17 protein-coding genes are annotated in these 23242 nt (G+C 55.4%); 10 read left to right on the forward strand and 7 right to left on the reverse strand.

All coding sequences use genetic code 11. The features are described 5' to 3' along the window. Positions 1-17: 17 nt before the first annotated feature. Together KP814_RS20065 and KP814_RS20070 are read left to right on the forward strand one after the other, a co-directional pair. On the forward strand, positions 18-386 hold the full coding sequence (locus tag KP814_RS20065) for a DUF2069 domain-containing protein (RefSeq protein WP_216738440.1): 369 nt from the start codon (positions 18-20) through the stop codon (positions 384-386). 89 nt (positions 387-475) lie between these two features. Then, positions 476-2260, forward strand: a complete 1785-nt coding sequence (locus KP814_RS20070) for a GspE/PulE family protein (RefSeq protein ID WP_216738441.1) — start codon at positions 476-478, stop codon at positions 2258-2260. Positions 2261-2269: 9 nt separating this feature from the next. Here KP814_RS20070 and KP814_RS20075 read toward each other — a convergent pair whose 3' ends face one another. Together KP814_RS20075 and KP814_RS20080 are read right to left on the reverse strand one after the other, a co-directional pair. After that, on the reverse strand, positions 2270-3346 hold the full coding sequence (locus KP814_RS20075; RefSeq protein WP_216738442.1) for a DUF3080 domain-containing protein: 1077 nt from the start codon (positions 3344-3346) through the stop codon (positions 2270-2272). A gap of 130 nt (positions 3347-3476) precedes the next feature. Beyond that, entirely contained in the window at positions 3477-4997 is a 1521-nt protein-coding gene (locus tag KP814_RS20080) for an aldehyde dehydrogenase family protein (protein ID WP_216738443.1), read from the reverse strand. Between the two features lie 204 nt (positions 4998-5201). Between KP814_RS20080 and KP814_RS20085 the strand changes: the two genes are divergently transcribed. From KP814_RS20085 to KP814_RS20105, 4 genes are all read left to right on the forward strand, one after another. Continuing rightward, the gene (locus tag KP814_RS20085; RefSeq protein ID WP_216738444.1) at positions 5202-6110 is read left to right on the forward strand and encodes a helix-turn-helix domain-containing protein; all 909 of its coding nucleotides are present in this window, start codon (positions 5202-5204) and stop codon (positions 6108-6110) included. Between the two features lie 153 nt (positions 6111-6263). Continuing rightward, positions 6264-8282: an endo alpha-1,4 polygalactosaminidase gene (locus KP814_RS32900; protein WP_253938506.1), complete on the forward strand. Its 2019-nt coding sequence runs from the start codon at positions 6264-6266 to the stop codon at positions 8280-8282. A gap of 171 nt (positions 8283-8453) precedes the next feature. Next, positions 8454-9125 (forward strand): response regulator transcription factor, encoded by a 672-nt coding sequence (locus KP814_RS20100; RefSeq protein WP_216738445.1) that lies wholly within the window; start codon positions 8454-8456, stop codon positions 9123-9125. Positions 9126-9158: 33 nt separating this feature from the next. After that, complete coding sequence (locus tag KP814_RS20105; protein WP_216738446.1) at positions 9159-10595, forward strand: ATP-binding protein; 1437 nt, start codon at positions 9159-9161, stop codon at positions 10593-10595. A 158-nt stretch (positions 10596-10753) separates the two neighbouring features. Here the strand turns inward: KP814_RS20105 and mtnC are convergent, their stop codons facing one another. The 3 genes from mtnC to KP814_RS20120 are packed head-to-tail and all read right to left on the reverse strand — an operon-like array spanning position 10754 to position 12635. Then, positions 10754-11455 (reverse strand): acireductone synthase, encoded by a 702-nt coding sequence (gene mtnC / locus KP814_RS20110; protein ID WP_216738447.1) that lies wholly within the window; start codon positions 11453-11455, stop codon positions 10754-10756. Further along, on the reverse strand, positions 11455-12012 hold the full coding sequence (locus KP814_RS20115; RefSeq protein ID WP_216738448.1) for an acireductone dioxygenase: 558 nt from the start codon (positions 12010-12012) through the stop codon (positions 11455-11457). Before KP814_RS20115 ends, mtnC begins: the two co-directional genes overlap by 1 nt. Further along, positions 12009-12635: a methylthioribulose 1-phosphate dehydratase gene (locus tag KP814_RS20120; RefSeq protein ID WP_216738449.1), complete on the reverse strand. Its 627-nt coding sequence runs from the start codon at positions 12633-12635 to the stop codon at positions 12009-12011. The genes KP814_RS20115 and KP814_RS20120 overlap by 4 nt, the downstream gene beginning before the upstream one ends. 177 nt (positions 12636-12812) lie before the next feature. On the opposite strand from KP814_RS20120, the gene KP814_RS20125 reads away from it, so the two are divergent. The 3 genes from KP814_RS20125 to aspA all read left to right on the forward strand — a co-directional run bounded on the left by KP814_RS20125 (position 12813) and on the right by aspA (position 16758). Further along, positions 12813-13067, forward strand: a complete 255-nt coding sequence (locus KP814_RS20125; RefSeq protein ID WP_216738450.1) for a hypothetical protein — start codon at positions 12813-12815, stop codon at positions 13065-13067. 22 nt (positions 13068-13089) lie between these two features. Continuing rightward, the gene (locus tag KP814_RS20130) at positions 13090-15267 is read left to right on the forward strand and encodes a tRNA(Met) cytidine acetyltransferase TmcA (RefSeq protein ID WP_216738451.1); all 2178 of its coding nucleotides are present in this window, start codon (positions 13090-13092) and stop codon (positions 15265-15267) included. A 78-nt stretch (positions 15268-15345) separates the two neighbouring features. Continuing rightward, positions 15346-16758: an aspartate ammonia-lyase gene (gene aspA, locus KP814_RS20135; protein WP_253938507.1), complete on the forward strand. Its 1413-nt coding sequence runs from the start codon at positions 15346-15348 to the stop codon at positions 16756-16758. 69 nt (positions 16759-16827) lie between these two features. Here the strand turns inward: aspA and KP814_RS20140 are convergent, their stop codons facing one another. Further along, on the reverse strand, positions 16828-17421 hold the full coding sequence (locus KP814_RS20140; RefSeq protein WP_216738453.1) for an SIS domain-containing protein: 594 nt from the start codon (positions 17419-17421) through the stop codon (positions 16828-16830). 519 nt (positions 17422-17940) lie between these two features. On the opposite strand from KP814_RS20140, the gene KP814_RS20145 reads away from it, so the two are divergent. Further along, a complete protein-coding gene (locus tag KP814_RS20145) occupies positions 17941-20346 on the forward strand; it encodes a M64 family metallopeptidase (RefSeq protein ID WP_216738454.1) in 2406 nt (801 codons plus the stop codon). Positions 20347-20414: 68 nt separating this feature from the next. On the opposite strand, the gene KP814_RS20150 is transcribed toward KP814_RS20145, so the two are convergent. Next, the gene (locus KP814_RS20150; RefSeq protein WP_216738455.1) at positions 20415-22751 is read right to left on the reverse strand and encodes a M48 family metallopeptidase; all 2337 of its coding nucleotides are present in this window, start codon (positions 22749-22751) and stop codon (positions 20415-20417) included. Positions 22752-23242 lie beyond the last annotated feature (491 nt).

The following is a 23242-nucleotide window of genomic DNA, read 5'->3' on the forward strand; positions in this document are numbered from 1 at the left end:
AAAACTGGAGATTAACGTTGTCCCTATCGCAAAAAGTTAAAATCGCCCGTTCCACAGTGACGGCGAGTTATCTGATCCTGACCCTTTTGGTGCTGTTCAGCACCTGGCAAAGCATCACTCAAAATACCGAAACCTCATGGCTGTTGATTGTCAGCGTCAAGTGTCTGCCGCTGCTGGCGTTTTTCCCGGCAGTATATCTGGGCCACGTACGCGGCCTGATCTGGTTATGCTTTGTGCTCTGCCTATACTTTATAAGGGCCGTCGGCGATTACGCAGCGGGACAGAATTTAATGATCAGTGGCGCTCTCGCTGTAATGAGCGTTATTCTGTTCAGCACAATACTGTGTTTTATTAAATGGAACGCACAAGCGCGCCGCGCCGCCTGAATCGGGCGTCCAGGCCGCACTGACAACGATGTCGGCGGCTTGGGGCGGGCAACTCACTTTTTCGGAATAGACAACAGTAAAATAAGCCCATGAGCATCGCCGCCTCCGCACAACCCCAATGGCTGACCACCGTCGACATCATTAAGCGTCTGGTGCGTCTGAAACGGATCACTCAGGAAGAAGGAGAAAAGTTCCTGAGTTCTCCCCGCAGTAAAAGCGAACTGGCCCTTCACCCTATCGAGCAGGTCGTCAACTCCGGCCTGATTGATCACAATTCAGGCAAAGCCTTTGACTTGGAGGAGTTATCTTCCTGGCTGGCGAAGGAAGCGGGGCAGCCTTATTTCCACATCGACCCTCTAAAAATAGACGCCCGCGGCGTGGCCTCCCTGATGTCCTTCGCCTATGCGCAACGTCATCGCATACTGGGCGTGGAAATTCACAAAGATCACGTGGTGATCGCCAGCGCCGAGCCCTTTGTCACCGGCTGGGAAGACAACCTGCGCCATGTCATCCGCAAAGACATCAAACGGGTAGTCGCCAACCCTGCGGATATTCGCCGCTTCACCGTTGAGTTCTACCGGCTCGCCACCTCCGTGGACAAAGCCGTGGGAGGACGCGGCGAGACCTCCGCCGCTATCGGCAATTTCGAGCAGCTGCTAGAGCTGGGCAACGTCGCCAATCCTGACGCCAACGACCAACACATCGTCAATATCGTGGATTGGCTGTTGCAGTACGCCTTCGATCAGCGCGCCAGTGATATTCATATTGAGCCCCGACGCGAGATTGGCCAGGTAAGGTTCCGTATCGACGGTGTGTTGCACAACGTTTATGAGCTACCCATGCAGGTCTCCATGGCGGTGGTGAGCCGGCTGAAAATACTGGGGCGCCTGAATGTAGCGGAAAAACGCAAACCCCAGGACGGCCGCATCAAGACCAAGAATCCGGATGGCCTGGAAATCGAATTGCGTCTTTCCACGCTACCCACCGCCTTCGGCGAAAAGCTGGTCATGCGGGTATTTGACCCGGACGTATTACTACGCTCCTTCACCGATCTGGGCTTCGGCCAGGACGACAGCCGTCGCTGGAACTCCATGACCTGCCAGCCCAATGGCATCATTCTGGTGACGGGGCCTACCGGCTCGGGCAAAACCACCACCCTTTATTCCACGCTGAAGAGTCTGGCCACATCGGAGGTCAACGTCTGTACGATTGAAGACCCCATCGAAATGGTGGAGCCCGCCTTCAACCAGATGCAGGTGCAAAGCGGCATTGGCGTGACTTTCGCCAGCGGCGTCAGAGCGTTGCTGCGACAAGACCCCGACATCATCATGGTGGGCGAGATCCGCGACCTGGAAACGGCGGAAATGGCGATCCAGGCGGCGTTGACCGGTCACTTGGTCCTCTCTACGCTGCACACCAACGACGCCCCCAGCGCCATCACCCGTCTGCTTGAGCTGGGCGTACCCGGCTACCTGGTGAAAGCCACGGTATTGGGAGTCATGGCGCAGCGTTTGGTGCGAGTGCTGTGTCCTAACTGCAAAGAGCCCACCACGATTGACGATAAGGACTGGCAGAATCTGATCCAGCCCTGGAAAGCCTCTAAACCAGATCACGCCTGCGCTCCGGTAGGATGTCTGGAGTGCCGCAACACCGGCTATCGCGGACGGGCGGGCGTTTACGAAGTCATGCTGCTAAGCGAAAGCGTGAAAGAGTCCATCAATGAGCAGTGCGACCTGGAGCGCATCCGTAAAGTGGCGGTGAAGGAAGGCATGCGCACGCTGCGCCTGAGCGGCGCGCAAAAAGTGGCCAATGGCATGACCACGATTGATGAAGTGTTACGGGTCACACCGTCATCCAGTCTGGCGATACTCTGACGCCATTATTTACCGGCTTCCGGGCGCCAACCCGCATTGCGCCAACATCTCCGTCCATATCGCCGCATGCGCCGCGGCGTTGTGGCGGAACTCCCACCACAGACTGGACTCCTCTTCCTGCAAGTAGCGCCGTGCGAAATCCCGCAACGCCGCTGACCGATCTCCTTGCAATTGTTCATAGGAGCGCTGCAACGGCGGCAGCCAGTCACGACGCGCCTTTTCCAGCTGCGCCAGATACGGCTGCACCCGGACACTGTATATATTAACCAGCACATATTGCAGGATGCGGCTACGTTCTGTAGGAGCCCCATTCACACAGAGCGGCCGTTCTGCAAGCCGACGCTTCAGCCCTTCAACAATCGCCTCCATTTCCGCAGAAGCTTCTTCCGCAGAGAAAAGCAGCCGTCCCACCATCGGATACGTCAGCAAGCGACGATTCAGCGCCTCCAGACTATCGGCATCCAAACTGGGCGATTCCGGCCGCGTCGACCACTCGGCCAATGCAGATAACGCCAGACTCAGTTCCGCCCAGTCGCCAGCCTGAAAGTCCAGGTCGAAGCCACCTTCTTTCTGCGACATCAGGGCTTGCCATTCCGGCCCGGCCCAGGTTGCGTTCCAAGCCACATCGCCAATCTCATCGCGTTTACTCGCCAGCGCGCGACGCAGCTCTAGGGCGAGATCCGCCTCTTCGTCTTGCGCCTCAAGCGTCGTCAGACAGGCATCGCCCAAGCTCAAAAACTGCTGCTCATAAAGCCACTTCTGACTGGCTGGCATCATCTTGCCGAGCGGACTATTACGAAAGCCCACCAGCCGGTTCAACTCACAGCCGGTCAGTCCCAGGAAATCCAGTAAATTGATCTTCAGCTCGGCGACGTCCCTCAGCAGCACTTTGCTGCGAGGATAAACCACAACGGGAAGCGTACGATCAGCGGTAGGAAAGTCAGTGTCTAACACCCGCTCCAAGCGATCACGGTAATCCTGAAATAATTCAGCGCTGGTGTCAGGGGGACCTAGGCAGGCGGTCAGCGATAGCATTGCAAGCAGCGTCAGCGTAGCCGCCCATAATCGATGAGAAAAAACGAACATGAAAAAAAGCGGCCGCTCCGATTGCCCTGTCAGTATCGAAATTGTCGGCCGCAAGCAGTCTGAAAGTCCAGCCCTCAGGTCAAGGGCTTAGGGGAGTTCGCGCATCCTGCCGCAAATCCCCCGTCTGTATTTAGAAAAAGCCTAAGGGGTTGATGTCATAACTCACCAGCAGATTCTTGGTTTGCTGGTAATGCTCCAACGCCACCTTGTGCGTTTCCCGGCCAACGCCGGATTTCTTGTAGCCGCCAAAGGCCGCATGCGCCGGATAGTGGTGATAACAATTAGTCCACACCCTGCCCGCCTTGATTTGCCGCCCCATCCTGAACGCCAGATTGATATCCCGCGTCCATACGCCCGCTCCCAGACCATACTCAGTGTCATTGGCGATGGTCAGAGCTTCCTCCTCGGTTTTGAAAGTCGTGACGCCGACCACCGGGCCAAAGATCTCCTCCTGAAACACTCTCATGTCATTGCCGCCTTTCAACAGGGTCGGCTGGATGTATAAACCGTCCTGCAAGTCGCCGCTCAGTTTTTCAACCCCGCCGCCCAACAGCACTTGCGCGCCTTCTTTGCGGCCAATTTCGATGTAACTCAGAATTTTATCGAACTGCTCCTGAGAGGCCTGCGCCCCTACCTGGGTGTCGGTATCCAGAGGGTTGCCGCGCTTAATGGTTTTGGTGCGGTCAATGACTCTGCCGATAAAGTCGTCATAGATTGACTCATGAATCAGCGCCCGCGAGGGACAGGTGCACACTTCGCCTTGGTTGAAAAACGCCAGCACCATGCCTTCCACGCATTTGCTGATAAAAGCCTCTTCCTGACGCATGATGTCCGCGAAGTAGATGTTGGGAGACTTTCCACCCAGCTCCACGGTGGAAGGAATAATGTTTTCCGCCGCGCACTTCAGGATATGCGAACCAACCGGGGTTGAGCCGGTGAAGGCAATCTTGGCGATACGTTTGCTGGTGGCCAGTGCCTGACCCGCTTCCGCTCCCCAGCCATTGACAATATTCACCACACCCGGCGGCAACAGATCGCCGATCAACTCCATCAACACCAGAATTGAAGCAGGCGTCTGCTCTGCGGGCTTCAGCACCACACAGTTGCCCGCCGCCAGGGCTGGCGCCAGCTTCCAGGCCGCCATCAGGATGGGAAAGTTCCAAGGAATAATCTGTCCCACTACGCCCAGCGGTTCATGGATGTGATACGACAACGTATTGGCGTCGATTTCCGCCAGCCCGCCCTCCTGAGCGCGAATACAACCGGCGAAGTAACGGAAGTGATCCACCGAGAGGGGGATATCCGCCGCCAGAGTTTCTCGCACCGGCTTACCGTTATCCCAGGTCTCCGCCACCGCCAGAATCTCCAGATTTTGTTCCATGCGGTCAGCAATTTTAAGCAGTAGATTGGAGCGCTCCGTCGCCGACGTCCGCCCCCAGGCGTCTTTGGCCTTATGCGCCGCATCCAGAGCCAGATCAATATCCTCCGCACTGGAACGGGGGATCTCGCAGAATTTCTTACCATTAACCGGAGAGATGTTGTCGAAGTAGCGACCTTGTACAGGCGCCGTCCACTCGCCGCCAATAAAGTTCTGGTAGCGGGCTTTAAAGTTAACCAAGGCTTTATCGTGACCGGGCTGTTCGTAAATCATGCCGTTATCCTCTCTGTTTTTGTTATGGCTACTTGTCGTTATGGACTGCGCCTGCCGGGCGCGGCGGTACTACCGCCATGGGACCACTTTAAACCTCTGGACAGCGGCTCTGCTTATCTGTTAGTACATATCTGTTGCCTGTGAGTCCACGGGCGATGAAGTCTGCTGGTTACTCCAAAAATAAAAACATGACGGGTGACAGAGGTGACAAGAGCAATAGCCATTGCAGCCCGGGAGCCACGCGAGCTGATAGAAAACAGGGTATCTTTCGCCGGCCCCAACTCGGAGTTGAGCGTCTACGACACCTACCTGCCCGCGCAAAGCGTCGGCCTGTCGGCGGACGAACTGCTTTATTGCGGCATGATCAGCGGCCGTAAAATTCTGCACGGTCGCGACGACTACACGGCGGAGTTTTTGCCGCAGGAATCCTTCGTGATGGCCCCCGGCGAAACCATCAGCATAGATTTTCCCGACGCTGAGCTGGACCGCCCGACGTCCTGCCTGACGGTAGAGATTTCACGCACGCGGGTGGACAGCATCTGTTCGCATATGAACAAAGTGGCGCCGCTGCATAAAGACTTTGAAGAATGGCGCTACCGCACAGAGACGTTAATCCATACTCCCCATACTCAGGCCACCCAGGCGCTGCTTGAGAGAATGATCGCCACGTTCAGCGAAAACGGACCAGACCGGGATATCCTGATCGACTTGGGCGTCAGCGAATTAGTGGTGAGGATGCTGCGCCAGCAGACCCGCGCCTTCTTACTGGGAGCCTGTGAACGTCAGCCCGACATTAATGGGTTGGCCGCCGCTCTCAGCCATATCCAGAAGCACATCACGCAGCCCCTGGATATTGATCAGCTCTGCAAAATCGCCTGCATGAGCCGCAGCCGTTTCTTCGCTGAATTCAAAAGCCACTTTGGCTGCGCTCCCTCGGAGTTTCAGCAGCAATTAAGACTGCAACGCGCCGGCGAGCGCCTGCGCCAGGGAGAATCCGTCACCCGTGTTTGTTTCGATCTGGGATATCGTAACCTGAGCCATTTCAGCCGACGGTTCCAGCGACAGTATGGACGCAGCCCCAGCCAGTATCAGAAGCAGCTCACCTCCACCTAAAAACACGACAGAAAGTTCAGTTTTTGTTCAGAGCAAAAATCAGGCAATCATAATGTTCCGGTAAGTTTCTCCTGATTAGGATGAAATTGGCTCACTCATAAAGTGAGCCAGTCTTCCTACTTAACTAATAATTAGAACCTCAGGAGATCAGCAATGACCCAGAAGTTATTCGGTCCTTACATTTCCGCCAATCCGCCCTTCGCCCGCAAGCGCCTGCAACCCGCACTGGCTGCGGCGACGCTAGCCTGCGCATTGGGTCTCACCGCCTGCAACTCCGACGCAGGGACTCGGGATAATGAGACAAAAGCAACCAACAGCGGCTCTGCCTCCAATGCAGGATCGCAAAGCGCCGCCAGTATCTGGCGCCCCAAACCAGGAACAACCTGGATGTGGCAGCTGCAAAACTACGGCTCCATGAATATGAATCTGGATGTCACCGCCTACGACATTGACCTATTCGAAGGCAGCGGCAGTGGCTCCAACAGCCTGATTCGTCAATTGAAGAACAAAGGCAAGCGCGTAATTTGTTACTTCAGCGCCGGCACCCGCGAAGACTGGCGTCCCGATGCAGATCAATTCGCCCCTGGCTCGGTGATCGCAGATGGCGGTATGCAGGATTGGCCTGGCGAAACCTGGTTGAACATCGGCAATAAATCCGCCCTGGAGCAGACCATCAAACCCATTATGGAAGCGCGGCTGGATTTGGCCCGAGACGCGGGTTGCGACGCCGTTGAGCCGGATAATGTGGACGGTTACACAAACCGGGATGAAACCCATGGCGCCATCAGCGCAGCGGATCAGTTGGCCTACAACAAGTGGCTGGCGGAAGCCGCACACGCCCGTGGCCTTAGCATCGGACTAAAAAATGATGTCGACCAGTTACAGGCGCTGGCTCCGTATTTTGACTTCGCCGTCAATGAACAATGCTACGCCTGGGGCAATGAGTGCGTTGCATACGAAAATACCTTCCTCAGCGCCGGCAAAGCCGTATTCAATCAGGAGTACTATAAAAAAGGCGAGGAAGGGATCATCACAAAAGAGCAATTCCTCGGCAACGCCTGCTCCTACTTCGTCAGCGCAGGCATTTCCGCACTTTGGCGGCAAAGTTTCGAGCTGAACGGCGGAACCAGCCTGTCCTGCCCCGGCGCAGTAGATCCTGGCGATGATGGGGATGACGACGGTAGCGACACCGGTGGTGATAACGGCGGAGATACTGGTGGCGACGACGGCGACAATGGAGACAACGGCGGCGATACCGGTGGCGACGATGGCGACAACGGGGACAACGGCGGCGATACCGGTGGTGACGACGGCGACAACGGGGACAATGGCGGCGATACCGGTGGCGATGATGGAGACGACGGCGACACCGTTGGCGATATCTGGAATCCAACGCCTGGAACAACCTGGATGTGGCAACTGCAGCGTTATGGCTCCATCAACATGGACCTTGACGTGGACGCCTACGACATAGACCTGTTTGAAGGCGGTGAAAACGGCGCCAACAGCCTCATTCATCAGTTGAAAAACAAAGGTAAGAAAGTCATTTGCTACTTCAGCGCAGGCACCCGCGAAGATTGGCGTCCTGACGCCAACCAGTTCACCGAGGATTCTGTAATCGCTGACGGCGATATGGACGACTGGCCCGGCGAAACCTGGTTGAACATCGGTAACCAAACGGCTTTGGAGCAGACCATCAAACCCATCATGGAAGCGCGACTGGATCTGGCCCGTGACGCAGGCTGCGACGCCGTCGAGCCGGATAATATGGACGGCTACGACAACCGCAGCGAAACTCAAGGTGAAATCAGCGCCGCGGACCAACTGGCTTATAATATCTGGATCGCACAAGCGGCTCACGCCCGTGGTCTCAGCGTGGGCCTGAAGAACGACGTCGGTCAGGCGGAAGAGCTGGTGGCTTACTTCGATTTCGCCGTCAATGAGCAATGCTTTGCGTATGAAGAGTGTGAGGCATATGAAGATACCTTCCTCAACGCCAATAAGGCGGTGTTCAATCAGGAGTACTACACGGACGGCGACGACGGGGAAATATCCAAGCGTCGTTTCCTGCGCAAGGCTTGTCCTTATTTCGAAAGCGTGGGCATTTCCGGCCTGTGGGCGAAGGGTTACAGTCTGAACGGGCGTAACGTCGTCGCCTGTGAAAGCAATTAATCAGACAGCTAATATAGAAGGATACTATTAGCTTGAAACAACCGAGCCTGCGCCGGGCTATTAACATGTCAATGTAGTCGCCATGTTGATAAAAATTGAGGCGGAAGGGCGCAGGGACGCGCCCGACTCATCCGGGCGGACGCCCCTCACAACAGGAAGCTAGTCCCTTTTATGCGTTTACTGGTCATTGAAGACGCCGACATTTTACGCCAAAGCCTTGTCATCGGATTGGGCGACGCCGGTTATGTGGTCGACGCCGCCGCAGACGGCGAGGAAGGCTTATGGCTCGCCAGCGAGCAATCCTACGATTTGATTATTCTCGATATCATGCTCCCACGCATGAACGGCTTTGAATTGCTGGACCGTCTGCGCACTCTCGGCGCTGACAGTCTGGTGCTGATGCTGACCGCCAGGGACAATGTTGAAGATCGCGTACTTGGCCTGCGCAGCGGGGCCGACGACTATTTAGTGAAGCCTTTTGATTTCGCTGAATTGCTGGCGCGCATAGAGGCTTTGTTACGCCGTCGCGCCGGTTGCGCCAGTAATCTGTTGGAAATCGGTGAGCTGACCATTAATTTACACAGCAAACAAGTCAGCATCAGTGGCGTTCCAATCACCCTCCCGCCTCGCGAGTATGCGCTGCTGGAATGTCTGGCTTTGAATCGTCACCGTGTGGTGTCCCGGCAGGAAATCGAACACAAAATCTATGACGACAAAATCGAACCAATGAGCAACGTCGTGGATTCCGCCATTTCCAGCCTGCGAAAAATGATTGATCACAAAGACCGTCCTTCGTTTATCCTTACCCGCCGGGGACATGGCTATCAGATACGCCAGTCATAACTATCGACGCTCAATTTCCAAACGTTCAATACGATGAAATCCATCCGTTTCACCACCACCTGGATGACCTTCGTAGGCGTCAGCCTGCTGGGGCTGGCCCTGTGCTCCGCCGCCTATCTGGTTGCGCGCAAGATTCTCATCGACAACTTTGATCGCGACCTGCTGCTGGAATTTCAAAATGTCGCCAGCGTCGCCCGAGTCTGGCCGGACGGCGACTTCTACATCGATATCGACTTTGACGTAGCGACCCAGTACAACGCTGGCGGCTCACGCATATTTCAAGTGTGGAGCGCAGACGGCAAAGAGATCGTGGACCAATCTCCCATGCTTGAGGAGGAAAATCGCCGCCTGTCTTACCCTCCCCGCCCAGCGGGTAATAAACCCTACTTTTTCGATCTGCAGGACAAGCATTCTGCGCGAGCCATTTTTCAAAAAGTCGACGCGCAATGGGGATGGATCGAAGAACAACCGGATCTAAAAGTGCCGGAGCACGTACAAGGCATGCAAGTGCAGCTCCTGGTCGTCCGGGAGCGCACGTCCCTAGACCAGTCGCTCTCTCTGCTGCGCAACTGGATGCTGGCCATTGCGGCTATCCTGCCAGCGCTGACGTTTCTGATTGTTTACCTCACCATTGGCCGCGGACTAAAGCCGTTACGAGAGCTCGCCACCAAAGTCAGCGCGATCCGCTCCAGCGGGGAAAAGCTGGAGGCCGATCTACATTGGCCGCAAGAAATCACGCCGGTTGCAGAGACCCTAAACGCCTTACTGAAACGACTGGATTTTACCCTGCAACGGGAGCGCCGTTTCACTTCCGACGCCGCTCACGAACTGAGAACCCCGCTGGCGGAATTACGCATCGCCACGGACATCGCCCTGCGCGCCCAGCAAAATCAAGAACGCCTGCTGACAGCGGTGCGTCACGCCAACCACCTCTCCCACTCCATGGCCAACCTGGTCAACTCCATGCTACTCCTGGCCCGCTTCCAATCGGGATCGAGTAAACCGGAAAACGCGCCCATCGACGCCGCCGCCTTATTCGACGAACAGCGCCAGCGTATATATGGGCTGGCCAAGAAGCGAGGGCTGGCGGTGCAAGCGCAAGCGCCAGAGACGCTTGTCATAACCAGCGACAAAGGCCTGCTCACCACTATCATGGCCAATTTATTCACGAATGCGGTGGAATACGCGCCGCTGGAATCCACTGTCACCCTGACCCTGTCCGCCGACGCCAGCGGATTCGCCCTTGAAACACGCAACGCCGCGCCGGACCTGACACAAGAAGATCTTGAGCGCTTATTCCATCCCTTCTGGCGCAAAGGCGAGTCCCGCAGCCAGCGCGACCACTACGGACTCGGACTGGCCATCGTGCAAGAAGCCGCCGCCTGTCTTGCTTTGAAGTTGGATGTAACCCTGGAGAAAGAAAACGTACTGCGTATTCGCGTCAGCTCACGCATAACGGAAACAATTTAGCGACGAAGAAAAGAGTGTCACCAGAGCCAACTTCTCGTTAAAGAGAGAGCCTTAGATTAGAAGTCATCAATAAGGTGAATTAGGGACTGATAAGATACGAATGGTAGCGAGGAAGCGGGAAGAAGCGAGAGTGCGACGCCTCTCGCTTCTTATTATACTCAGGCAGGTTTAATCACCAGATCAGCAAAGCTGGCGACCGCCGGATAAGCTTCCTGACGCTCGATGCCTTCGCCTCTCACCAACTGGCACACCTGCAACTCGGCTTCCGCCGCTGCGCTGAGCTCCGCCGGCACATCCGAGAGAAACAAGACGCTGGACGCAGGCTCAGACACTTCACGCACAATCGCCCGATATGAGTCCGCCTCTCGTTTGCCGCCGACGCGCGTATCGAAATATCCGCTAAACAACGGCGTCAAGTCGCCCGCCTCGGAAAAACCGAAAATCTGCTTCTGCGCCGCAACTGAGCCAGACGAGTACACGAACAAACGGATACCCAGCTCGCGCCAATGACGTAAACGCTCGGCCACTTCCGGGTAGACATGCCCTTTGTAGGCGCCTTCGTCATAACCGGCGCGCCAGATCATGCCTTGCAACGCCTTCAGCGGAGTGATTTTCTTGTCTTCCGCAATCCAGTCCAGCAGCTGTTTGATCAGCGCATCAGGACTTTTGCGATCAACGCCGCCCAGGCGGGCGACCTCATCCAGCTGCTCCGCAACGGCAGGCGCGGAGAAATTTTCCCGGATAAAAGCGTCCATATGCTTGGCGGCATAGGGGAACAACACCTCATGCACAAAACTGATGCTACTTGTTGTGCCTTCAATATCCGTGACGATGGCTCTGATACCGTTAAACTCCGCCATTACGCCGCCTCGATAAGTTGCTCAAAACGAGGCGCTTTCGAAGCGATTTCGTCGCCCGTAAACTGCGCCACCCAGCCCTCAGGGTTGGTGAACAAACGCACGCAGGTGAACTCCGGCGCCGGGCCCATATCAAACCAATGCCTGGTTCCGTTAGGAACACTGATCAGGTCATTCTTGCGGCACAGCACGACATAGACCTTGTCATCCAGGTGCAAATAAAACAGGCCTTGACCGCGTACGAAAAAGCGCACTTCGTCTTCACTGTGACGGTGCTCGTCGAGAAATTTCTTACGGAAATCATCTTTTTGCGGATGAGTTGGGGTCAGGCTGACCACGTCCGCCGTGGTAAAACCATTTTCCGCTTTCAACTTCTCCACTTCCGCCTGGTACGCCGCCAGAATTGAATCCGGCGTAGCGCCCTCTTCCAGTTCACGGGTGGACCAACGCTCAAAGCGAATGCCCACTTCGTTCAACTGGCGGGAGATCTCCGCGCCATCTTCGGTAAAGACCAGGGGTTGCGAAAAATCGTTATCGTTGTATATACGCAGGCTACTCATGACTTGATCCTCATCATTTCCAATTCACAGGCTAGCAGGAATTCCATGGCTTCCACATGACGCAAACATTCCGCCATGGTCTCTCCCCAGGTATACATACCGTGGCCGCGAATCAGGTAACCGGGACAATCTGAATGCTCTTTCAGATACTCCACCGACAACGCGGACAACGCTTCAATATCCTGAGTGTTATCAAATATGGGAACGACACAGCGCCCTTCGTGGGTGTATACGCCACGGAAGGCTTTTTGGAGTTCGTAATCTTCAAATACGATCTCCGTATTGGGACGCAACGCGCGGGAAAGCACCGTGGCGTTCACTGAGTGAGTATGCAGCACCGCGCCGACATTGGGTTTTAGGTCGTAAATAACGGTGTGCAGCAGCGTTTCCGCTGAGGATTTCATCTGACTGGCCACCGCCCGGCCCTGTAGGTCCACGACCATAATATCCTGGGCCTGCAGACGCCCTTTGTGCTTGCCGGATACCGTGATGGCGATGTTGGCGTCGTCGATACGCGCGGAGTAATTGCTGCTGGTGGCGGGAGACCAGCCGGCGCCGTACAAAAACTTGCCGGCCTCAATAATTTCCTGCGCGCGAAGGGAAAATTTATGCAAATCAAACACAGTGGGTCCCCCTGAAATAATTGGCCGGTATTATAAGCGCCTCCGCCCTGCATTTCTAAGGTTTCATCGGCTTTCCGCTCATCTATATGAAGCGACGCGGCGCTGCTAACATAGACAACACACAGTCGGCGTGTTTGCATAGTCGGCTCCACGGCTAATCACAGTGAGGAACTCAGGATGAACATTTCAGCGGAATTGAGCTTTTACCCCTTCACAGACGATTTTAAACCGCCCGTTCTCGACGTTATCAAGCACTTAGAACAGCAACCCGGCGTGGACGTCCACCCTAATCGCATGAGCACTCAGGTCTTTGGTTCTTTCGACGATGTCACCGCCGCCATTAACGCCACCATGCGCTGGTCGTTCGAGCGCTATAACAGCTGCGTCTTCGTCACCAAAATCATGAACAGCGACCGTAGCCCCAAAGACTGACCCTGCGAGACCAGCACCCACCATGCAGTATTCCGCAATGTCTCAAGAGGAGAATTGGCGTGACGCCCTGGCGTCCGCTTTAGCCCGCGCGCGCGCCGCCAATTTCAGAGCGCCGGTTTTGATTCAAGGTGAAGCTCCTGAAGTCGAGGCGGTGATCTGGCCAATACTTGAGCATTTCGCGCCAGACCAACGGGTTGTCTGGGTGGGCGCGCCCTCCTCGCCGCCATCCAGTTTGCAGACGAAACTGGAAGTGCTGGAAGCCGCCCGCTTTCAAACCAGGCTCGGACAGGAAATCGATTGCCTGATATTCGACGCCCGCTGCGGATTTCATGCAGACGCCTTCGCAGCCCTAACCGGAACCGTGCGTGGCGGAGGTTTATTGCTTTTGTTGACCCCGCCGGCGCGGCAATGGCCATCATTCGATGATCCGGATTATCAACGGATATTGGCGCACCCACTCACTCACCAAGATGTGGACGGACATTATCTGCGACACTTGCAGGGGCGCCTGGACAACGCCAGCGGCTGGCTGCGAATCACGTTCGCCAAAAGTGCGACGCCCATTATCCGTTACACGGACTTGAGTCCCCCATCCAATACAAGCACACATACTGGAGCGGTTTCGCAGTCCGCCGTGATTACAGCGATGCGTACGCTGGCTGCAGAACAGCAGGACGCCTTGGCCATAACCGCCGACCGCGGCCGGGGAAAATCCGCCGCACTTGGCATCGCAGCCGCACACAGAATCACAGAGCAGGCGGAAACTATTCTGGTGACGGCGCCCTCTTTCGCCGCCGTGGCCACACTATTCAAGCATGCGGAAATGACTGCGACCGAACTGGGTCTCGATCAGGAACGACTCAAACAGCACCTGACATTCATCGCTCCCGACGACTTATTGCAACGCCTGCCCGAGGCCGACCTGATATTAGTCGACGAAGCCGCCGCCATACCCACCCCCATTCTGGCGTCGTTACTGGAGCATTACCCCAGCGTTGTCTTCGCCACCACCCTTCACGGTTATGAAGGCACAGGACAAGGCTTTTCACTGCGGGTGTTTCCCTTGCTGGACAAACGCCGTCCTGGCTGGCGACATGTGACGATGTCGCAACCCATGCGCTGGTCGCAAGGCGACCCACTGGAAACTTTTATCAACGACGCCTTATTGCTTAACCAGTATCAACCTGCGCCTTTACCAACCGCTTGGGATGAGAGTGAGCTGAATTTCGAAAGACTTGATGGCGAATCCTTGCTGCGTTCGCCGCAGCGGCTATCGGAAATATTCCAGCTACTGACTCTGGCCCACTACCGTACTACTCCTGACGATCTAAGAACCCTGCTGGATAGCCCGGGACTGGACGTATTTGTATCAACGGTGCGGGGCCGCGTCCTCGGCGCAGTCTTGCTTTCCCATGAGCGCCCTTTCACCGAGCCACCGCTCATCGACGCCATCTGGCGCGGAACCCGCCGTCCACGGGGCCACTTGCTGCAACAACTGTTCGCCCAGCAGATGGGCGTCAGAGAGGCATTACAACGTCCGATGGCCCGCGTCATTCGCATCGCCGTACATCCTGAACGTCAGGGACGCGGCGTCGGCTTGTGGATGCTGCAGGCATTAAAGAAAATCCTGGAACAAACCGACTGTTGTCTGATCGGAGCCAGCTTTGGCGCCTCCGACTCCCTGCTGCAATTCTGGGAGCACGCGGGATATCGACTGTTGCGCCTGGGCGGCAAACGCGATCATGTCGCCGGCGCCTACGCCGCTTGCGTCGCAATGTCTCTTGATTCCGAGGGGGAAACATTGATATCTCAGGCGCACGATCGTTTTGTGCGACGCAGCGCCTTCGACAGCCACCATGTCTTCGCCCAAGAGCCCTGGATATTATCCCGACTTCCCTCCAAGACACCGGACGCTTTGCAAGCCGGAGAAATCGAACTTTTGCAGCTATTTGTCGAAGGAAGCCGGCCCTATGAGAATGTCGAGGATCTCCTGCTGATTTTAGGCGCTTACACGGAGTTAACTTATCTGGAAGAGAAAGCCGCCACGCTTTGGCGAGCCAAAGTGCAGCAGCAACAAGACTGGAGCGAAATCGCCCGCGTGACGGGTCTAAGCGGCAGAAAACAAATCACCGCTCAATTGAGAGAGTGCGTCCGCGTGCTGTTAGCGTCGCTCGAAACCGCTGGAGCCCCCGCAGGATAAGTGATTCTACGAGATTGCAGCGGCTGGGCCGCCATGTTTCCATTGCTTGCATAATTGTTGGCCATGCGAGATGTATCTATGACCGAGGTTCGAATCGAACACGACTTACTGGGTGATGAGCCCGTTCCCCGGGACGCGTATTACGGAATTCAAACCCAACGCGCCAAACAGAATTTCAATATCACTGGCGTTCCCATCAGCCACTTCCCCGAACTGATCAACTCCCTGGCCATGGTCAAAATGGCGGCGGCCCGCGCCAACCAGCAAACCGGTCAGCTCAGCGACGCCAAAGCGGAAGTCATTGAAGCCGCCTGCCGCGACATTATCAACGGCGGCTATCACGATCAGTTTATTGTCGACCTCATTCAAGGCGGCGCAGGCACCTCCACTAACATGAACGCCAATGAAGTGATCGCCAACCGCGCGCTGGAGATCATGGGACACGTCAAGGGCGAGTATGAATTCCTGCACCCCAACAACGACGTTAATATGTCGCAGTCCACTAACGACGCCTATCCTACCGCTGCGCGACTGGCGATTATTTTTGCTTCGGAGCCATTGAGCGCCGCGCTGTCGGATTTGATCAAAGCGCTGGAAGAGAAATCTCGGGAGTTCGCCGACGTCATCAAAATGGGTCGCACCCAGCTACAGGACGCAGTTCCCATGACGCTTGGCCAGGAGTTCGGCGCTTACGCCGTGACCTTGCGCGAAGACATTGACCGCATCAGCTACGCGGCGGGCTTGCTGCAGGAAGTGAACCTCGGCGGAACCGCCATCGGCACCGGCCTGAATGCTCACCCGGACTACCCGGATCTGGCGATTGACGCGCTCGCCGACATCTCTGGCAAGCCAATGCAATTGGCTCACTGCCTAGTTGAAGCCACCTCGGATATGGGCGCCTTTATTCTGTTTTCCGGCGTACTCAAGCGTCTGGCGGTGAAGCTGTCTAAAGTCAGCAACGACCTGCGTCTGCTATCCAGCGGCCCTCGCGCCGGCTTCAATGAAATCAACCTGCCGCCCATGCAACCCGGCTCTTCTATTATGCCCGGCAAAGTGAATCCGGTTATTCCTGAAGCCATGAACCAGACTGCGTTTCAGGTCATCGGCAACGACCTCGCCATCACCATGGCGGCGGAAGCAGGACAGTTGCAGTTGAACGCCATGGAGCCGTTGATCATTTACAACCTGCTCAGCGGTATGCGCATGCTCGGCGAAGCCATMAAAATGCTGGAAACCAAGTGTGTGGCCGGCATCACCGCCAATAAAGAGCATTGTGAGAATACCGTTAAGAACAGTATCGGCATTATCACCGCGCTGAACCCGTTCATCGGTTACCAAAACGCCACCCGCATCGCCAAGAAGGCGCTACATACCGGACGGGGCGTCGTGGAGCTGGTGTTGGAGGAAGGGTTGCTGACCGCAGCGCAACTGGATGAGTTGTTGCAGCCGTCCAAGATGCTGTCGACCCGTAGAATCCGGCCACGCGGTTAACCTGTCTGACCGACAAAAAACCGGGCCTGACGCCCGGTTTTTTTATTTAGAGACGCCTAACGACAGGAGTTAAGCCTGCTCGTAGTTCTCAGGAAAAAAGCGGCGCTCCACCAACTCAATCAGAATATGCAGGACTTTGATGTGCAGTTCCTGCACACGGTCTGCGTACGAGCCGCCGGGAGCGCAGATACATACGTCCGCCAGACTCTCCAGGGGCGAACCCGCTTTACCCGTCAGAGCGATCACGCTGACGCCCTGTTCTCTCGCCGCCTTCGCCGCGTTGAGAATAGTGGGGCTCTTGCCGCTGGTGCTGATGGCGATAAGGCTATCGCCTTCACGGCCATGGCTTTCGATATATCTTGAGAAAACGTAGTCGTAGCCAAAATCATTGGCGACGCAGCTCATGTGGCTGGGATCGCTGATAGCGATCGCGCCCAATCCTGACCGGTTCTTGCGGTAACGCCCGGTCAATTCCTCTGCAAAGTGCATGGCGTCGCACATGGAGCCGCCGTTGCCGCAGGAATATACCCGCCCCTTGCGCTCATAGGTTTTAATCAGCGTCTCGGCCGCCGCCTCCACGCTACGCAAAGCCTCCGCGTTGGCGATAAAGTCATCCAGAGCCCGCTGAGCTTCAAGCAGACTGCCTTTGATATGTTCGATCACAGTGGAGACACCCTTCATAAAAATTTAATAAAAGCTTCTAAGGCCAAGCGGCCTGCATCCGATAATAAGCGTCAGGGATTAATTTTCCTAATTTTTCATACGCTTTGTCGTCAGCAAAGTGATCTGCGAACAGAATGTCTTCTATTTAAAAAACGCATCCGTAATTATCCGCTTCAATTAATTTATTCGAAAAAAGTATTTCTTTATTTCCCCAGGTTATTTAGAGCGAGCGTTATGCCGGAAAGCAGATCGCCCACTCATTTTGAAATAAGCCTAGGCCATTGATTTAACAAGCCATACGCCCTCCTGCATAGCTCCTAGGAACTACATAAAAGGCCCCCGCTCCTGTGTATTATTAAGCGGCTATGCTTATCAATTAACCAGTCCGGCGCAGAGGGAGTTAAGGCTCCGGGCATGTCATTAACCATGAGAAATGGATGATTCCGGATGATGCCGCCGACGCACAAACTCCGGCGCATATCCCGTCCATGGACCTCTTGCCTGAAAGGAGAGCTAGAAATGAAGGCGCTTGCGAAGTTATTCATACCTGTCTTTTTGCTGTGCTCATCCGCCTTCGCCACAGCAGAATCAGTGACCGAGCTGCATATCCAATTGGATCGCACTCAAGTCAACGCAGCCAATCCCAGCGACCTTTCCGCCGGCGTCAACGCCAGTGTGAAAGACAAAATCGCCAAACAGGCCAAATTTTATCAGGACGATGAAATCGTTTCCGACGACCAATTAATGGTGATAGGTAAGGACGCCGAGGGCCGCGAAGTCTATCGACAGGCGGTCGACAACCCTTTGTTGATGCATGCGGAAGCTTTCGACCCTGACAGCGGCCAAGTGGAAATTGCGGAAGAGATCGTCAAGAACACAGGAACGCTACGTCTGGACGTTCCCAACCGTTTGGATATCCGCACCCTGGAGTTGAACGCCATCAAGAAACAGCGTTCCGGTTACCAGTTCAACTTGTTGCAGCGCATCAAGCTGGGAAAGAAACAGACGGCGCAGACAGCGGCCTCAGTGAGCCTGGAAGCCCGGGCGGATAATGGCGTATTCAGCGTTTTCAAAACCGGTGATTCAGAAAACCGGGCTGACCTTGTTTTAGTCTCCGAAGGCTACACCAGCAGCGACCTCAGCAAGTTCGAAGAAGATGCACGCAAAATTGTAGAAGGCTACTTCGGCGAAGATATCTATAAAGAGTACAAAAATCATTTCAACGTATGGCGCGTGGAAGTACCGAGCAACCAGAGCGGCGCTGGCAACGGCGGCCCTATCGACACCAAGTTCGGCGCCTATTTTAACTGTTACAACATTGAACGCCTGCTGTGCGTCGACGAGAGCAAAGTACTCAACTACCTGAAGTCCGTCATGCCGGCTAACGCCATGGATAAAGTCCTGGTCGTAGTCAACACTGAAAAATACGGCGGCGCAGGCGGCCAAGTAGCCACCATGTCCCTGGCCCCGCAAGCCATCGATCTGGCGTTGCATGAGCTGGGCCACAGCTTCGCCAAACTGGCTGACGAGTATGATTATGGCACCTGTCAGGTGCACGAGCCGGACAACGCCAACGCCACCGCCAATTCCAGCGGCGCCAAATGGCGGCATTGGATGGATGTTGACTCCAACGTCGGCGTATTTGAGGGAGCGATGTACTGTACTCGCGGCATGTACCGCCCCACGCAGAACTCTATGATGAAAGAGCTGGGCCAGCCTTTCTACGCCGTCAACGAAAGTGAAATCGTGCGCCGAATCTATGGTCGGGTGAATGTCATCGACGCCGCCAATCCCGCACAGACTGACATTTCCATGGGACAAGGCGAGTCCAGAGACTTTTCCGTTACGCCAGTGGATACCGCATCTCATACCGTGAAGACCTTGTGGTATCTGAATGAACAGCAAGTCGGCGAAGGCGCGTCATTCACCTTCAACAGCGGCAAATATCAGGAGGGCGTGTATAAACTGAAGGCCGTCGCCGCGGACAAGACCTCCCGCGTCATCAAAGATCCCAACAAGCTTCTGATCGCCGAGAACACCTGGACAATCACGCTGGGCGACTCTGATTCCGGTTGCAAAGAAGCGCCCGCTACGCCAACAGGCCTGGCTTCTGCGAATATCGGCGCAACCTCATTCAGCTTCACTTGGAGCGCCGTCTCAGGGGCGGAAAGCTATCACACTGAAATCTGGAACGAATCCGCATCCAAGTGGGAAGCCCTGGAAGACACAGCTGAGACTACTGTTTCCGTCAACGGACTGGAGCAAGGCAGCACTCAATGGGTCAGAGTATCCGCCAAAAACGCTTGCGGCGCATCCACTCCATCCGAGTACCTCGCCGTGGAGCTGACTGACAGCCAGGACTGCACGCAGCCTCCGGGCGTTCCCGGCGCCTTCGCCGCATCGGATGTTAACGATGGACGCTTCACTCTGAGCTGGAGCGCAGCAGACGGCGCAGCATCCTATGCGGTGCAAAAATGGACTGGCCGGGAATGGCGCGATCACAAGGAAACGGATGCGACGTCCATGGAAGTCACGGCAAGCCGTCTGGGCACAACCGAGTACTATCGTGTTTACGCCAAGAATCAGTGCGGCTCCGGACAGGCGACCAACTGGATCAAAGTGGTCATCCCCCAGAATAAAGGCTGTACGAATCCACCCGCTAAGCCAGCCGGTTTGCAGTCCTCCTATGTCTACTCCACCCAGTTCAGACTGACCTGGCCCAAAGTAGCCGACGCCACGCAATATGAAGTGCAGACCTGGGACGGCTACGCCAGATCCTGGAAGCCATATCAGAGCACCCAGGGCAACTACGTGGACTTCTACCAACTGCAAAAAGGCTATGTCTACTATCCAAGAGTGGTGGCGAAGAACGCTTGCGGCGCAAGCACTCCGTCCAACTACCTGACAGTCAGACTGCCACGCTGATCCCAGCGCAAAGAACCCGGCTCACGCCGGGTTCTTTTTTGTCTTCTCAGAATTTTCTATCAGGGACCTTAGCGCGCTAAAAGCTCCGCAAACTGCCCTGCTCCCAATGCGGCCCCCACAATCGCCACAGCAATAATGAAACGCGCCAATGCAGGCGCAACGCCATCCGCAGTCTGGAAACGGTCCCAAAGTCCAAGGCGCTTTTGCCGCTTACGTTCAGAACCTGGCAACAGCACCGAATATTTCGCAGGCGCCCGGGAAGGCTTCGGAGCTTCTCCTATTTGTTCTCCGTCTTTCAGGCTTTGCGCCACTTTGGCCTCCGTAAGCAACAACTGCTCCAACGCCGCATGTCTGAGCGCAGAAAAGCAGCCGGCGGCGCTGTTTATCCAGCTATCGATGGCCCGCATCCATTCATTGATATTGTTCTTGCTGGGCGGCGGCAGCTTGAACTCGCCAAACGCATCACTCCAGCGGGACAAGCCAAGTTTTTCACTCAATGTGGCGTCCAACGTCACCTCCACCGCCACGGAGAAATCCAGGCGCAGAATTTGATAGACCTCTTCCGCCACGACCAACAGACGCTTCAATTCACGGGAACTGACATTGCGGTCCGCAGTGATGACTGCGACCACATTAGCCATCAATCCCTGCGCGTCTCTTAAATTGGCCTCTGAATGATCCGCGTAATGCAACATGGCCGCCAAACCTGTCAGATAGGCGTCCCAGCCCCCTGGCACTTTCTTCGCCGCAGCGCGAAACACACTGCGACAACGGCGGTCGTGGCGACAAATCTGTTCGCGAGCGTCTTGAACCTCTTTTTCCAGCTCAGCGATGACGCCCGGCAACTCCGCCCTCTTGAGCTCCTGTCCACGGTGGCGGATAACGCCTCCAGGAGCAGTGAAAATTTTGTCGTATACCGCTTGCAGCGAAACCCGTTCCTCTTCCAGATTGCGCAAGCGCTCCAGGTCCACCGTCAAGGTTTCAGGATACAGGGCCGCCAGTTCAGTGCTGATGGCGTTCGTAATAGGTCTCTTGTCATATAAATCATCAACCGTCTCGGCGCTACGCACCACTGAGCGTCCCAGATAGGCGCCCCGGTAGGCAGGATTCAGATACGCCCGATCAAACTGGCTGTCCAGTTTCAACAAAGACTCTTGAATATCCGCCGGCGCCGCCTCCTCTTCCAGACGGATCAGGTGAGCGCTCATTTGCGCTTTCATCGCCGCAGGATCGGAAAATAGTTCCCAGGCCGAGCGCTCATCCAAAGGCGCCGCCACATAGACGCGCTTGGCGTTGTTCTCCCTTTCCGAATTCTCCGGGTGCGTCGCCCACATGCGAGGCGGTTGCGCCAAAGCGGATTTAAACACTCGATGCGCTTCCGGATTCGCCTCTGGCAGCAAAGGGGCGCAGCCATAGTCGGGTTTATCCAGTATCTTGCCGATGCTTTCGATGACGCGACTTTGCACGGCGAAAATATCCTGTACTCCGCGCTTCTCGCTCAACTCGCCGCCGACAAACCGCAACGCTCTGTCCCAGGCCTCATCTGCGGCCTGCAATCGATGCAACGCGTGCACCAGAGCGTCGCTGCCGGTCAACAACACCGCCACCAGATCCGCCTGCAATTCCATTTCCCGCGACAACGCGCGCTGCGCCATCACCACCAGACTGAACACCGTGTCCAACAGGGATCGTATGGACCAGACGATCAACGACAGCAGCCAACCGATCCAGGCTATGCGTAAATCGAATCGGGACAGCCCGCGTAGAAAGTTATCGAACATATCCCGTTCAGCGATGATGTAAGCCGCGATTTGATGCGCCACATACACCCATCTCCCCACCGCCATCGACCGCTGGGCGAAGTGTCCGAATTCATGGGCCAGAACAGCTTTCATCTCGCCCAAAGTCAGCACATTCACCAGCCCGAGGCCGATCTCCAGATTTTTCTTGGAGGGAAAGATCAGGTTGAGGATCGACAGGTCGTAAAATACTGCGGCATTGACCCGTGGCGACAAAAAGACGCGGTGCGGTCTCGGCGCCCCCGCCTCGTCCGCCAGCCGATATAAAAATTCGAAGAGTTTAGGCTCTTGTTCCGGCTTGATTTCAATATCGCCAGACTCGTGTCCATGTTTGACAAAAAACAACGCCTTCAACAGGAATAAAGCCAGAAACGCGGCGAGAGCGCCGGCGATTGCGTTAAACAACACTTCATCCCCACCCAGATAGGCGGCGTATAAGCGTTTACCTGCTATCCAGCTGAACCAGCCCGCCAGAAAAAAATAGAGTGTGACAAACAAAGCCAGCCCGGCCATGGCGAGCCAGGCCTTCTGCTTATAGCCCGCAGTGGGACGGGTTAGATTCTCAGGAACTGAGGAAGGACCAGCGGGTACATATTTTCCATTCACTTTGCTCCAACAAAGTTTTTACAACAGGACGGGGACAGGATTTCCCCTGATGACCGAAGGCGGACTTGCGATAGCTTTCTTGCGACTGGCGCTGGCGAACAATCCCTTGCATTAATTTTGGATTTCGAATGGCTGGCGCATACGCAAAATCTATGGCGAAGCCGACCACCTAATATAGTCGATAGGTTCTTTTTTCGCCATTTTTATTACAGATCCCCTTTTTTCAAACACTTAGACGCCCTTACATCAAGATGAGAAAATATCGCATAAACCCCGCTTTAATCTGCACCAATTAATTTCGGCGTTTCACAATACGGGTGCATACTTATACGTTTCATGCATGAGACGTGTCGAAATTTCGATTGTCTGATTCATAGGCGAGCCATTAGTCTGCTTATCTCATGATGCAGTACTCGCTTCTAACGACCATGTATCATTTCTTTAGGGATAACCTGAATCAACGCTAACTTGATTTAACGCCTTCTAATGCT

The sequence above is a fragment of the Hahella sp. HN01 genome (assembly GCF_018986435.1).
In the GTDB taxonomy this organism is placed as follows: Bacteria; Pseudomonadota; Gammaproteobacteria; order Pseudomonadales; family Oleiphilaceae; genus Hahella.

Bases quoted from the DNA above. Each gene is read 5' to 3' on its own strand.
- KP814_RS20070 (WP_216738441.1), top strand. From the start codon at position 476: ATGAGCATCGCCGCCTCCGCACAACCCCAATGGCTGACCACCGTCGAC.
- KP814_RS20075 (WP_216738442.1), bottom strand. From the start codon at position 3,346: ATGTTCGTTTTTTCTCATCGATTATGGGCGGCTACGCTGACGCTGCTT.
- KP814_RS20080 (WP_216738443.1), bottom strand. From the start codon at position 4,997: ATGATTTACGAACAGCCCGGTCACGATAAAGCCTTGGTTAACTTTAAA.
- KP814_RS32900 (WP_253938506.1), top strand. From the start codon at position 6,264: ATGACCCAGAAGTTATTCGGTCCTTACATTTCCGCCAATCCGCCCTTC.
- KP814_RS20100 (WP_216738445.1), top strand. From the start codon at position 8,454: ATGCGTTTACTGGTCATTGAAGACGCCGACATTTTACGCCAAAGCCTT.
- KP814_RS20105 (WP_216738446.1), top strand. From the start codon at position 9,159: ATGAAATCCATCCGTTTCACCACCACCTGGATGACCTTCGTAGGCGTC.
- mtnC (WP_216738447.1), bottom strand. From the start codon at position 11,455: ATGGCGGAGTTTAACGGTATCAGAGCCATCGTCACGGATATTGAAGGC.
- KP814_RS20115 (WP_216738448.1), bottom strand. From the start codon at position 12,012: ATGAGTAGCCTGCGTATATACAACGATAACGATTTTTCGCAACCCCTG.
- KP814_RS20125 (WP_216738450.1), top strand. From the start codon at position 12,813: ATGAACATTTCAGCGGAATTGAGCTTTTACCCCTTCACAGACGATTTT.
- KP814_RS20130 (WP_216738451.1), top strand. From the start codon at position 13,090: ATGCAGTATTCCGCAATGTCTCAAGAGGAGAATTGGCGTGACGCCCTG.
- KP814_RS20145 (WP_216738454.1), top strand. From the start codon at position 17,941: ATGAAGGCGCTTGCGAAGTTATTCATACCTGTCTTTTTGCTGTGCTCA.